The sequence below is a fragment of the Pirellulales bacterium genome, from assembly GCA_019636345.1.
Lineage (GTDB): Bacteria > Planctomycetota > Planctomycetia > Pirellulales > Lacipirellulaceae.
In genome coordinates, this window is sequence record JAHBXQ010000001.1 from 437043 (window position 1) to 450630 (window position 13588).

Annotated in this window: 10 protein-coding genes; 5 read left to right on the top strand and 5 right to left on the bottom strand. The window is 67.6% G+C overall.

The window, feature by feature from the left end:
- Positions 1–33: 33 nt before the first annotated feature.
- The 4 genes from KF688_01615 to KF688_01630 all read right to left on the bottom strand — a co-directional run bounded on the left by KF688_01615 (position 34) and on the right by KF688_01630 (position 6082).
- Entirely contained in the window at positions 34–1443 is a 1410-nt protein-coding gene (locus tag KF688_01615; protein MBX3424353.1) for an alpha-L-fucosidase, read from the bottom strand.
- Between the two features lie 666 nt (positions 1444–2109).
- The gene (locus KF688_01620; protein MBX3424354.1) at positions 2110–4059 is read right to left on the bottom strand and encodes a hypothetical protein; all 1950 of its coding nucleotides are present in this window, start codon (positions 4057–4059) and stop codon (positions 2110–2112) included.
- 87 nt (positions 4060–4146) lie between these two features.
- Positions 4147–5763 carry a hypothetical protein gene (locus tag KF688_01625; GenBank protein ID MBX3424355.1) on the bottom strand — a complete coding sequence of 539 codons (1617 nt, stop codon included), beginning with the start codon at positions 5761–5763 and terminating at the stop codon, positions 4147–4149.
- Between the two features lie 19 nt (positions 5764–5782).
- Positions 5783–6082, bottom strand: a complete 300-nt coding sequence (locus KF688_01630) for an antibiotic biosynthesis monooxygenase (GenBank protein MBX3424356.1) — start codon at positions 6080–6082, stop codon at positions 5783–5785.
- Between the two features lie 326 nt (positions 6083–6408).
- Between KF688_01630 and KF688_01635 the strand changes: the two genes are divergently transcribed.
- From KF688_01635 to KF688_01645, 3 genes are all read left to right on the top strand, one after another.
- On the top strand, positions 6409–7104 hold the full coding sequence (locus KF688_01635; GenBank protein ID MBX3424357.1) for a protein-L-isoaspartate(D-aspartate) O-methyltransferase: 696 nt from the start codon (positions 6409–6411) through the stop codon (positions 7102–7104).
- A gap of 198 nt (positions 7105–7302) precedes the next feature.
- Positions 7303–8049 (top strand): transglutaminase family protein, encoded by a 747-nt coding sequence (locus KF688_01640; protein ID MBX3424358.1) that lies wholly within the window; start codon positions 7303–7305, stop codon positions 8047–8049.
- Positions 8050–8106: 57 nt separating this feature from the next.
- The gene (locus tag KF688_01645) at positions 8107–9900 is read left to right on the top strand and encodes a hypothetical protein (GenBank protein ID MBX3424359.1); all 1794 of its coding nucleotides are present in this window, start codon (positions 8107–8109) and stop codon (positions 9898–9900) included.
- An 11-nt stretch (positions 9901–9911) separates the two neighbouring features.
- Here KF688_01645 and KF688_01650 read toward each other — a convergent pair whose 3' ends face one another.
- Positions 9912–10433 (bottom strand): efflux RND transporter permease subunit, encoded by a 522-nt coding sequence (locus KF688_01650; protein ID MBX3424360.1) that lies wholly within the window; start codon positions 10431–10433, stop codon positions 9912–9914.
- A 123-nt stretch (positions 10434–10556) separates the two neighbouring features.
- Here KF688_01650 and gnd point away from each other — a divergent pair, with 123 nt between their 5' ends.
- Positions 10557–12011, top strand: a complete 1455-nt coding sequence (gene gnd / locus KF688_01655) for a decarboxylating NADP(+)-dependent phosphogluconate dehydrogenase (GenBank protein MBX3424361.1) — start codon at positions 10557–10559, stop codon at positions 12009–12011.
- A 77-nt stretch (positions 12012–12088) separates the two neighbouring features.
- Positions 12089–13549: a glucose-6-phosphate dehydrogenase gene (zwf, locus tag KF688_01660; GenBank protein MBX3424362.1), complete on the top strand. Its 1461-nt coding sequence runs from the start codon at positions 12089–12091 to the stop codon at positions 13547–13549.
- Positions 13550–13588: the final 39 nt, after the last annotated feature.

Genomic DNA, 13588 nt, shown 5'->3' on the forward strand with positions numbered 1-13588 from the left:
TCGCGGGCGCTGAACGAACGACGGCAAGCATGCTCACGGCGCGTACGGAAACACGACCAGCACTTGGTCGATCGCGTCGGGATCCCAGGCGTGTTTCACTTCCAAGTCGCCGGCGTCGTTGCGGCGGGTCTCCAGCGCCGGGGCGTCCTCGCCAAACAGGGCGACGCGATCCGCGGACAGATCCTTCGTTCCCGTGAGCGTCAGCCAGTCGTCGGCGTCGGCCGCGGAACTGTCGAGCACGTGGAGGAACAGCGTGGGGGCGATTCTCGTCTTCGAGTGCGACACCGTCGAGACGCCCCACGGTTGCGGCGCCACGGGCCCGCCGCGCGTGGGACGCACCGTCCGTTCGTACTTGGCGAGCCACTGGCCGATCCCTTCGAGTCGCTCGGTCGAGGCTTCGTCGATCGTGCCGTCGGGACGAGGGCCGATGTTGAGCAGGAGGTTCGCATTGCGCCCCGCCGCGCGAACGAGGTAGTGAACGCACTCCTTCACGCTGCGAAAATTCTGGTCGCCCGCGTTGTATCCCCAACTGCGGTTGAGCGTGTCGCACGTTTCGAGCGGCAACTGGCCGACGACGGCGTCGCGGCTGTGCCCTCCCTTGTTCTCGCCGGGCAGATCGCGCTCGAACATCTGGAAGTCTTCGCCAGGGAACGGCGCCACGTGGTGATTGGCGCCGACCAGACACGCCCCCTGCAGTTCGTGAATCAGGTCGTAGGTTTCGCGCAGACGCCAATCGAGGAGCGTCTCGTGGGGGGGGGCGTCCTTGCGATCGGGCGAGCGCTTGGCCTGCTGGTCCCACCACCCGTCGAACCAGATGCCGCCGATCGGGCCGTACTCGCCGGAGAGGAGCTCCGCGAGCTGGCCGTTCATGTAGTCGACGTACTTGTTGAAGTCGCCGCTTTCCGGTCGCCCGGCGGTGAGCCCGGTCCAGCCGCGCGGGTAGTACTCGGGATGATGCCAATCGACCTGCGAGTGGTAAAAGAACAGATTCAGCCCGTGCCGCTCGCACGCCTCGGCCAATTGCTTGAGGATGTCGCGGCCGTAGGGGGTGCGATCGACGACGTCCCAGTCGGTGAGCTGCGAGTCCCACATGCAGAAGCCGTCGTGATGCTTCGAGGTAATCGTCATGTACTTGGCGCCGGCCCGTTGAAACAGCTGCACCCACGCATCGGCGTCGAACTTCTCGGGATTGAACTGCTCGGCCAGCGGTTCGTACTGCTCGACGGTCATCTTCTCGACGTTCATCACCCACTCGCCGCGGGCCAAGACGCTGTAGACTCCCCAGTGAATGAAGATGCCGAACTGGTCGTCGCGAAACTGCTCGCGCGCGGCCAGATTCGCCGGGGTCGGTTCGTAGGGAGTTTCAGCCCGAACGGTCGAAATGCACAGAGCCAAAGCCAGGGCGCCGATCGCCAAGCGTCCCCGCGACGAGCAAGCGAACATAAGGGTGATTCCAAGTCGAGTCAGAAGGAACAAGAGAAACAGCAACGGGAGTCGATTCTCCTCGCAAGCGTTTTCGTCGGTCGAGGGCGTCACGACGAGCAACGACTCCCGTCCCTGTTTAGCGTAAATTCAGCGAGCATCATACCACGGCGGGCGCGGAGGTCACGGCGGAAAACGCTTGCGCGCGGACGAGCCCGCGCCGACCGCCGGGGTCGGACTGCTCGAACGGTTGCGAGCGATTTCGTGGGCGACCTCCGCCTGCCGGGCGAAATCGAGTTCGAATTGCGGCCTGCGAGCACAAGCCGTGTCGAGAAAAAACAGACGGGGCCCCGCCGTCCGAACGAACGCGCAAGCGCGTTCGCTTTTCGCCGGCTCGACGCGGTGCGTCTGCGATCACCTTGATCGGTAGGCGGCGGGGTCCCCGGGACTCGGCGACGCGCGCGTCGCCGAGCAATTTCGACCTCGCCCTCCCCCGACGCCGGTCCGCCGCATTCCGCGCCGAGGATCCGTCGTCGAACAGGGGTATTATCCTCAATCGGCCGGGGAAGTTCCAGCCGCAGTCTTGTGCCACTTCGCAGAATACGGGCCTTTGCCGAGTGGCTTGCTCGGAAATGAAAAAAAACACCGCGCCGACTCGCGTCGCGGTCAACCGGCTGCGCGATGAGCTCACCGCGCCGGTTGCGGCGCAAGCCGCCGGTGTTCGCTTGGCGAGGCGTTGAGGGCGTAGACCTCGTCGCCGACGGGGATCGCGCCAGCAGCCGGGCTGACGCCGCGGTAGAGGTGGGTTTCGCGGCGATCGGCGAGCGTCGCGAGGCTGGTAATCTCGATCGTCCGTCCGTCGACCGCGGCCCAGCCGAGCCCCAGCGGGGCGAGGACCGCGTCGAGCGCTTCGTCCCAGGGAACGCCGTGCCGGCTGCAGGCGATCCGCGTCTGCGGCGTGAGATCGAGCCCGGCAAGCGCCGGCCAATCGACCAAGACGGCGACCTCGAGTTCCTCCTGCCAGTGGCGGAAGACCTCGCGCAGCGGCGTGAAATCGGTGAAGGTGAACGTCGCCAAGGCCGTCATCCGCGGAGCGAGAATGCGGTACGGAGACTCGCCGGCGACGAGCTTCGCCGGATAACGCGACTTGGCGGGCAGGCCGCGGGCGACGCGGATCCGCTCCAACAGCAGCAGCACGTCGTACTGCACCGGCTCGGGAGCGTTGATCGAAAGCTTGTCGCCGCCGACCGCGAGCGTGGCGTCCCCGCCGACCGCGTCCCAACATTCGGGCTCGACGAGCTCGCGGACCCAACGGGCGATCGCGTCGGCGTCGGACTCGCCGGTCGCCAAGTCGCCCACGGCATACTCGATCGTGCGCCGCGCGGGAAGGTCGGTCCGCTCGAGCACGATCTGATCGCCGACGATGCGCGGGGCGAGTCGCAGCGGTTTCGCGGCAGCGACGAGGACCTGCTCGAAGGTCGCGTCCTGCATGTCGACGTCGACGCCGCGGCTTGCAACGATCCCCGCGAGCCGCAACTGCTGCGGAGTGACGCTCACGGGCGCGCCGGAAAGCTGCGTCGCCAAATCGACGAAGCGGCACAACGGCATCTTCCTTGCCGCGATCGAGGGAAATCGCAGCTCGAGCGCCGTCGCCGCGTCAGGGCGACGCACGGGGGCGCCGACCGATTCGCGCCGCACTGCTGTATGGGCGTCGGGAGCGTCGACCGAGGGGTCGCTCGGCGCAGGCTCGGCAATCGGCGCGGGCTCGGCGACTTCGGTCGCGGGCGTCGCGGGACGCGCGGGGACGAACAGCGACGCCAGATCGAGTCCCTCGGGATCGAGGTCGAGCGGATCGATCTCGCGACTCCCGCGCGGCGACTCGATGACCATCCGCGGGGCGTCGGCGCCGACTGCCTCGTGCGCGACGGAATCAGCAGCGGGCGCGGGGAGGTCTGCGAAAGGATCGGCCGGCGGTTCCGCGGGGTCGGCGACGCGCGGGTCTGTCGGGGCCTCGTCGAGCGGCGCCTCGGCGGCAATCGTCGGAAGTTCCGGCGTCCGTTCAACCGACGGGGCGATCGAATCAGGCGGACTCGTCGGTGCGGCGGCGCGGACCGCGTCGTCGTCTTGGGTCAGGTCGATCGCATCGACGACCGGCGCGGGGGACGTTTCCGTGTCGCTGCCGGGCGGTGCGTTGGTCGAGGTCGGAGCGGCGTTTGCGCTGGTCGTCGGCGCGGGGGGCGACGACCACATCGTCATCGCCACGGCGACGACCACGGCGCCGGCTAGCGCGCCGCCGATAATCGCGGTCGCGGAGCCCCGCTCCGGGAACCGCGAAGCCGTCGACTGCGCCACGGATGACGCCTCGGCCGAGCTCGCCGAGGCAACCTCGGAGGTCGCAGGATCGTCATGAAGATCCGCGACTTCGTCAAATGTCGGCGCTGCGGGGGGCGGTTCGGCGACCTTGGGCGACGCCAGATTTGCGGCGACTGCGGATGAGGCGGCGGCCGCTCTCGCCGGAGGTTCCACCAACACCATGCTGCCGCACTTGGGGCAAGCCAAGATTTTCCCCACCAGCGCCTCGTTGCGCACTGTCAGCCGAGCCGAGCAGGTGACGCAGATGACGTGAAAGGGGGACACGGGAGACGGCGTTCGGCAAGGGGTGACGGGAGAGACGCTGCAGGAGGGCGTCGCGGGGGGGCTTTCTCCAGTATATGCCCGGGGGGGTTACTCGTCCCGGAAAACGGGGGGGAGTGCTTCGCCCCGTTTGGCGGCTGCGGCGCGGGTCGTGATGACGATGCGTCCTGCCCGGCCGTCGGCCGCCGAGAGGATCACGTAGACAAGTTTCTGCCGGGGGTCGGCGGGGCCGGTCGCCGTGCGGTCGGGGTTCGCCAGCCGCAGGATCTCGACGAGCACGTCGCCCGCGGGTCGGTTCCGCTGATCAATCGCGAACGACTGGTTCTTGGTGATGCCTTCGAGAAACAAATCGCTGCCAAGGATCTCGATCGGCGTTTCGATTTCCGCGGCCAACAGTTCGATCGCCTGGGAGAGCGTATCCTTGGGGAACGACAGCGTCACGGTTTGCCGAAGTTTGCCGTCGATCGTCTCGGGGCGGGAGTCGAGGGGAGCCTCGCTCGTCGCGGCGCGGGCGCCTTCGTTGCGAGGCAGGGTGAGCGCCAACTCCGCGGCCAGCAGCAGATTGTGTCCCGCGGGGGCCGGCAGATAGCAGCGGACGACCGCTTGATTCTGCTCGACCCCGTTGCGGGCGAATCGCGAAGCCGCGCGGAGCATCGCCGGCAAACGCATCAGCACCCGGCGTCCGTGCGAATGCCACGGCGCCGCGGCGACGAACTCTTCGACTGCCGCCGGTGCGGCGAGGATCTGCGACTTAAGCCGGACGCTGGTCGGCTGCGCGGGGGCGCTGCGCACCGGCGCGGTCCGCAGTTCGGAGAAGAAGTCGTCGTCCCAGTGCATGCTCAGGGCGACCGCCGCGGCGCGATCCTCGGTGAGCCAGCGGAGCGCCGCTCGAAGCGGTTCGGCCGCGCCGGTCACGAGCTTGCCGCCGCTGGCCTGAAGAAAGCGGGGAGCAAAGATCACCGTCGCCAGCCGGTCGGCGTCGCTCGCGGCGACCAGCCGCTCGAGGTCCGCCGCGAGCGGCGGGGCCGTCGACGCCTCGCGCAGCTCAGCGGCGAGTTGCTGCGAACAGACGACCAACACCGTGGCGGCGATTGCGTCGGCGTCGCCTGACCGGCTTGTCGCGACGAAGCGTACGGACCGCCCGACGCTCTCGGATTGCGCGGGCCGCGGCGCCCCGGTAACGAGCCTGGCTCGCAGGGAGAACAGAAGCGAGTCGTCGGTCGCGGTCGTGACGCTCAGCATCAACTCTTCAACATCGGCCAAGGGGAGGCCCAGGAGTCGCTCCGCTTCGCCTTTGGCGTTGTCGCCCCATGGCCCCAGGGCGGCAAGCGCCTTGGCGCCTTCGGGGTGCGCGGCGAGCGCCGCGGGGCGCAGGTGGACGAGCACTTGCGTCCCGGCCGGCACGTAGCCGAGCGCGATCGGCGGCCCCGCGGTCGGCGACGCCCACAAGAGCCGACCGTCGTCGTCGACGACCTGTTCGCGCAGCGCGGGCTCAACGGCCGCGGGAGGCGCGACGACCGCCGACTGGGCCACGACCTGCGGAGCGGCCGGGGGGGCTTCGAAACCGCGCGGCCGCAACAGCGCAAACGCGCCCAACGCAACAAGCGCGACGACCAGTCCTCCCCACGCCAACCATGGTCGACGAGATGGCTTGCGCCGGACAGGCGAGCGCGGTTCGACCTGAATTCGCAACGAATCGTCTGTCACGGTCGAGTCCGCCGAGCATTCACGAGACGAGGTCGAACTTTCGCAGTTCAAGCGGTTTGGCGAGCAGCTCGGAAAGTCGGCTCGCCGCGTGCTGCAAATGGGGAGCGGTCAAGTGGCGTTCCAGAAGCGCTTCGCTCGTCCACTCCTCGACGAACGAAAACTCCTGGGGGCGTTCGCGGCTGCGCCAGAGTTGGTACATGACGCACCCTTCTTCCTGGTGCGTCGGCTCGATCAGCCCAGTGAGGAGTTGTCGGAGCTCTTCGGCGCGGTCGGGCTTGGCGACGAATTCGGCAATGAGTCGCACGGGGGCGTCGGACATGACGGCAAGAGTCCTGCGTGACGAGGAAAGCGGGCGCCGCCGAACGACTGCGGCAACCCTTGTTATAGGCCACGACGCCTGTCGACAACAATCCGCTCCCCGGCGACAGTCAGGGCCGATCCGTTGTTCCATCGGACGTGCGGCATGGCCTCGACGGTCCGCCGTCGTGGCCATGTTTCCCCGACACGTCTGGCATGCCCCAGCGGACGAAGGCATGGCGCTCCGGGGAGAACGTATTGGCCCGGCCCTGACGGCGTTTGGCGAGTTCGACGCCGGGGGCGTACAATGCGTGCGGCGCGGCGAGCGTCCGCGCCGAGGAGGCGGCCATGGCGCGAGACGGGCGCGAGCGAGACTCCGACGACGAAGAGCGACATTACGCGGCCGTCGAGCGGGCGCGGATGGTCGACCGTCAACTCCCTGGACACGGGATCGTCGATCCGCAGATTCTCAATGCGATGGCCGCGATCCCCCGCGAGGAGTTCGTGCCTCGTCACTTGCGCGAGTCGGCGTACATCGACTCTTCGCTGCCGATCGGGTGCGACCAGACGATTTCGCAGCCGTGCGTCACGGCCCTGATGTGCGAGCTGGCGCAACTCGTCGGCGCGGAGCGCGTGCTCGACGTGGGGACCGGCTCGGGGTATGCGGCGGCCGTCTTGTCGCTGCTCGCGGCGGAGGTGATCTCGATCGAGCGGATCGACGAGTTGGCCGAGCGGGCGCGGAGGCGACTGGCGCGGTTAGGGTTCGGCAACGTGACCGTCGTGATTGGCGACGGGACGCGCGGCTGGCCCGAGCGGGCGCCGTACGATGCGATTCTCGTGGCCGCCGGTGCGACGGCGCTTCCCAAGGCGCTCGTCGAGCAACTCGCCGAGGGGGGCCGGTTGATCATCCCCGTCGGTCGCTTCCGTCGCGGCCAGACGATGTACCGCTTCACCAACCAAGGGGCCGGTCTGAAGATCGAGGATTTCGGCGCCTTCTCGTTCGTGCCCCTGATCGCGGGCGACAACGACGATGCGCGGGAATAGGGTGGCGAGTTTCGAGGGAAGGGAGGATGATGGGATCATGGGACTTTGAAACACGCGTCGCGTCGGACTGAGGGACCTCGCAACAACGCGGCTCAATCCAGACCTTTAGGGCGTTTGCGATCGGTTGCTCCTCGCTTCGGTTCACTGCCGACCCGACCTACGCGCCATGGCTTTCGCCTTACTCCCCCTCCCCTTTCCATGTCTCCGACGCTTGAAGAGTTCGATCGGCCGCCTGCGGTGCATTGCCGGCCGGAGGCGATGCGCGCCTGGCGGCGGAGCTTGCCCGAGATCGGGTCGCCGCCGGGGTTGTTCCGTGCGGCCTGGGCGATCGCGCTGCATGAGATGCCCGAGGCCGATCTGGCCGCGGGCGAGGCGACGATCGCCCGGCTCGTGTCGGCCGTGGCGTCGCGGGTCCGGTCGCGGTCGATCGACGCGGTGCTCGCACACCTGCACGACGTTTTGTTCGAGGTGGCGGGATTCGCGGGCAACGGCGACGACTACTACGCCCCGGCGAACAGCTATCTCCCCGAGGTGTTGCGCACCCGTCGCGGGCTGCCGATTGCGCTGACCCTGGTCTACCAGCGAACGGCCTACGGCTGCGGTCTCGTCGTGCATGGCGTGAACGCCCCAGGTCACTTTCTGGCCGAGGCGGAAGCGGGAAACGGACGGACAATGTACGTCGACCCGTTCTTCGGCGGGGGAATCCTTTCTCGCGACGAGGCGCTGGCCCGGGTCGAGCAGGCGTCTGGGCGGTCGGCCGCCGATTTTCCGCAACCGCTTGCGCGGGCGACGCCGCGACAGTGGCTGGCGCGGATGCTGGCGAATCTGCACGCGACGCTCGCGATGGCGGGCCGGGACCGCGACGTGCTGGCGATGCTGGAGTTGGGGGCCCAACTCCCCCCCGAGCGCCCGGTTCGCCCGAATCCGCCGCGCGAGCTAGAATAATCGAGAGCGGAACGATTGCCGTCCCGCCCTTGCTCGCCCTCGCCGCCGGAGCCGTGCGTGTTCGTCACCCTTGCCATGCTTGCCAGGAGGGCCTGCCTGGGGCTGGCTGTAGCGCTGTGGGCCGCCGGGGCGTGCAGTTACGGCGCCGTCGCAGTGGTCAGCAATCGGACCTCCGCCCCGCTCGTCGCGAAGACGACCGCCGACGACAACCTTCCCAGCGGCTTGATGTTGGCCCCTGGCGATTCGAGACCGGTGTTCGGCTTGGAATCGCTGACAATCGAGTGGTCAGCGGGGGACGAATCGCGGACGGCGCGACTCACGCCGGGATGCGCCTATTTTTTCGCACAGTCCGCGCCGGGCCAGCCGATCGAGCTGGAGCAAATCGGCCTGAACGACCGGCCCGGCCCGCCGCTGGTTCTGCCGGGGGGCGATTTGCTGGCGGTCGCGACGCCGACGCTCAAGGTGCGGGCCTTGGTGGACGACGACGAACCGCGTCGCGCCGCCGCTTGGGAACCGGCCCTGCGCGCACGACTCGCCGCCGCCTCGGACGTGATCGAGGCCCATTGCGGCGTCCGGTTGGAGTTGGTCGGCTTCGACGCCTGGGACAGCGACAACGACGAGCGCGACTTCTTCCGCACGTTGGCCGAGTTTGAACGTGAAGTTGCTCCTGTCCCCGGCGGCGTGGCGATCGGGTTCTCAAGCCAGTACGCGGTCGAGCGCGGCCGGTACCATTTGGGAGGGACCCGGGCTCCGCTCCACACGCACATCCTGCTCAAGGAACGGGCGCAGGGGATTTTGAACACGGAACGGTTGGAACTGCTGGTCCACGAACTGGGCCATCTGCTTGGCGCCGTGCACAGCCCCGAGGCGACCAGCGTCATGCGACCCCTGTTGGTCGGGGGGTTGCAGCGCGAGGCGGGCGCTCGGGTGCAATTCGACCCGGTGAACACGTTGGCCATGTCGCTGGTGGCCGACGAGATGCGGCTGCGGCGGATCAGTTCGATCAGCGACGCGACGGCGCTCACCCGGCGGCGGTTGGCCGAGATCTATGCGGCGATTGACCCGACGCTCCCCGAGGATCCTGCGGCGGCCGTCTATCAGCGGCTCGTGGGTTCCGCCGCGGCGGGGCCGATCGTCGAGGACGCTCGCAAAGTCATCGCACAGATCGAACGCGTGGCGCAATTCAAGGAGCAAGCTCTCGCGAACATAGCAGAACAGGCCCAAGCCGGGGGAAGCGACGAGGGGGACCGGCTGCTGGAGTGGTACGTGCGTCAAGCGGCCGCTGCGGCGTTGCGGGTCCGCAAGGAGCACGCCGAGAAAGCGTTCCTCCTGGCGATCGGGACGGCGCTCGACGACCAAGGGATGCTGACGCGGCTGCCGACGGTGTCGGGGGTGGAACGACAATTAAGCCCCGACGCCGAACGCCGCCGCCGCGCTGAAATCGTGGGCGAGCCGACGATGCGCGGGCGGCGCGATTTGGCGAAGCACTTTTTCGTGTCGGCCCACTTGGTGGTGATCCTCGGCAGCGACGGGGCGCGCGACGCGGGGCTGCTCAAGGAGGTCGTCGACTCGCACGGCGGCAGCGGCTTCAGCTTCGTCGATCTCATGGCGGATCGCGCGGGGATCGTTTTCGCCCATGCCGTGCTGGGGGGGCGGATTTCGCTCGAACGGATCGCCCGCGAGTTTACCGTCGCGGCCGTGTTGCCGACGCTCGAGGACCTGCCGGAAGGCTTGCAGGCCGCAGAATTCAGCGCCGGGTTCGGCGGTCCGACCGACCCGCGGTTGCAGTCAGAGCTGCAAAAGATCGAGGTTCGGGTCGGGTCGTTGCCGATTTACGGGCAGGCGCCGTGAAACGCGAGCGGTCAGGGCTTGGCGGTCGCGGCGGGGGGCGCGATGCGGCGTTTGGCCCATTCGCCTAGGCCGCGGAAGATGACGAAGAAGACCGGGGTCAACAGCAGCGAGAAGACGGTCGCGGCGGCCATGCCCCCCACGACCGCGTTGCCGACCGCGCGCCGGCTGGCGGCTCCCGCCCCCGTGGCGAACAACAGCGGCAGGAATCCTAAGATCGACGACAACGCGGTCATCAGGATCGCGCGGAACCGCAACCGGGCCGCCTCGACGGCGGCCTCGCGCAGACCGAGCCCCCGCTGCCGCTGCTCGGCGGCGAACTCCACGATCGCGGGCCAGCGCCAGATCCGCCTCGTCCTCACCTCCTGCCCTTCCTCGAACGCAACGCGATCAAGGAAGCCGGCGACTCGCGCCCGAACGTCGACCGAATCGACGGCCGCCGGCGTTCCCGTGAATTCAAGTTTCTCGGCCACGTTGCGAACGATCGGCTGCCGGACCGTGACCGCCGGCCGTGCGGCGGCGGCCGATTGTGACAACTTGCCTCAGGGGATAAACTCTCGCATGATCACGAGTATTCGCATTTCGCGGCCCCTCCCGGCGACCTGGGAGGCCGCGGCCGGCTCGTCATTTCCCTGGCCCCTCACCCCCTGCTGCCATTCATGTCTTCCGCCGATTTCGGACTCATCGGGCTCGCCGTTATGGGCGAGAACCTCGCCCTGAATGTGGAAAGCCGCGGTTACTGCGTCGCCGTGTTCAACCGTACGACCTCGGTCATGGAGGAGTTCATCGCCGGCCGAGCGGCCGGAAAGAACTTCGTCGGGTGCGAGACGCTTGAGAAACTGGTCGGGTCGCTTGCCGCGCCGCGGAAGGTGTTCCTGATGGTCAAGGCGGGGCCGGCGGTCGACGCGCTGATCGACACGCTCATCCCCCTGCTCTCCCCTGGCGACGTCATCATCGACGGCGGCAACACCTACTACGCGGACACCGAGCGGCGGACGAAGTACGTCGAGGAGAAGGGGCTGCTCTACTGCGGCTGCGGCGTGAGCGGCGGCGAAGAGGGCGCCCTTAAAGGCCCCAGCATGATGCCCGGGGGGAGCCCCGCGTCGTGGCCGATCGTCAAACCGATCTTCCAGGCGATCGCCGCCAAGGTCGGCCCGAACGGCGACATCCCCTGCTGCGAGTGGGTCGGTCCCCGCGGGGCCGGGCACTACGTGAAGATGGTGCATAACGGCATTGAGTACGGCGACATGCAGCTCATTTGCGAGGCCTACTTCCTGATGAAGGAAGCGCTCGGGCTTACGAACGACGAACTGTACGACGTGTTCGCCGAGTGGAATCGCGGCGAGCTCGACAGTTACCTGATTGAGATCACGCGCGACATTTTCAGCGTCAAGGACGACCTGGGAGACGGCCACTTGGTCGACAAGGTCCTCGACCGGGCCGGAGCCAAGGGAACCGGCAAGTGGATGAGCCAACTTGCCCTCGACCTGGGCGTCCCCAGCACGCTGGTGACCGAGGCCGTGTACGCCCGCAGCCTGTCGGCGCTGAAGGACGAGCGCGAGCGGGCCGCCAAGGTCCTCAAAGGCCCGCACGGCGAGCACTGTCACGGCACGAAGTACGAGGGGGACAAGAAGACGTTCATCGAACAAGTGCGGCAGGCGCTGTACGCGTCGAAGATCGTCAGCTACGCCCAGGGATTCGTGCAGTTGCAGGCGGCGGCGGTCGAACATGACTGGCCGCTGAACTTCGGCGATTGCGCCATGCTGTGGCGCGGCGGGTGCATTATCCGGGCGGTGTTCCTCGACCGGATCAAGGAGGCGTTCGACGCGAATCCGAAGCTGGAGAACCTGCTCTTGGCGCCCTACTTCGCCGAGGCGATCGACAAGGCTCAGGACGCGTGGCGGCACGTCACGGCGACCGCGGCGACCCTCGGGATCCCCGTTCCGGCGTTCTATACCGCGCTGGCGTATTACGACGGCTACCGCCGCGCGGTGCTGCCGGCGAACCTGCTGCAAGCCCAACGCGACTACTTCGGCGCCCACACGTTCGAGCGGACCGACAAGCCGCGCGGAGAGATGTTCCATGCGGAGTGGCTGGAGCGAAGAAAGCCGTAGTGCGGGTCCTCGCCCCGCACAAGATTTACGTCGCGTTTCCTTTCACACGGGTCGAGGACCCGTGCTACACTCCGGCCATGCCCCACACCTTCGTCATCTTCGGCGCATCGGGCGATCTTACCAGCCGCAAGCTGATCCCGGCGCTGTACAACCTGTACCGCAAGAAGCGGCTCCCCGACCAGACGCGGGTCGTGGGGTTCTCGCGCACTGACTTCTCGCACGAGGCGTGGCGGCAGGAGCTGACCGCCACGACCGAAAAGTTCGCCGGCGCGCAATTCGACGCGGGGGTGTGGGACCAGTTCTCGCAGAACGTCTTCTATCACGCCGGCGACATCGGGGTGGCCGAGGATTTCGGCAAGCTCAAGGCGTTCCTCGAGGAGATCGAGGGGGGCGCCGACGCGACGCGCGTCTATTACCTGTCGACGGCGCCGCAGTTTTACGAGCAGGCGATCCAGCAACTCGGCGACGCAGGATTGGCCTGCGAACCGGGCGTCTGCAAGCGGCGGGTCGTCATCGAGAAACCGTTCGGCACGGACCTCGCCTCGGCCCAGGCGCTCAACAAGTTCGTTCACAACCACTTCGCCGAGCATCAGGTCTATCGCATCGACCACTATCTCGGCAAAGAGACGGTCCAGAACCTGATGGTCCTGCGGTTCGCCAACGCGATCTTCGAGCCGATCTGGAACCGCAACTACATCGACCACGTGCAGATCACCGTGGCCGAAGAGGTCGAGGTCGGCAAGCGGGCCGGGTACTACGACCGCGCGGGCGTCATGCGCGACATGGTGCAGAATCACCTGTTGCAGCTCTTGATGATCACGGCGATGGAAGCCCCCGTGAAATACGCGGCCAACCCCGTGCGTGACGAGAAGGTGAAGGTCCTGCAGGCGATCAAGCCGATGTCTCGCGAGGACATTCGCCGCGACACGCTCCGCGGGCAGTATCGCGGCTACAGCCGGCACGACGGGGTCGAGGCGACCAGCCGGACCGCCACGTTCGCGGCGGTGAAGCTGTGCATTCACAATTGGCGGTGGCAAGGGGTGCCGTTCTACCTGCGGAGCGGCAAGGCGATGAGCTGCCGCACGACCCAGATCGTCATTCAATTCCGCCAGCCGCCCCACATGCTGTTCGCCGACGGGCCGCGAACCGCGGCCGAGGGGAATCGGCTGGTGATCCAGGTGCAGCCGGCCGAGGGAATCCAGCTCCACTTCGAGACGAAGGTCCCCGACGCGGGGATGAAGATCCGGCAGACGGATCTCGACTTCAACTACCAGCGCGAGTTCCGCGGCAAGAGCATGCCCGAGGCGTACGAGCGGCTGCTCTTGGACGCGCTGGAGGGGGATGCCAGCCTGTTCGCCCGCGCCGACGAGGTCGAGGCGGCCTGGAGCATCTGCGACCCGATTCTCGAGGCGTGGGCTGAGGGGGATCGCCCGACCTTGTACATGTACGACCCCGGCTTCTGGGGCCCCGCGGAATGCACCGAATGGATGCAAGCCCAGGGGCGCGAGTGGTTCGACACCTGCCCGGTGCTCAAATGATTGACCAATGACCAAACTCCAAAGACCAATGGGTTGAAC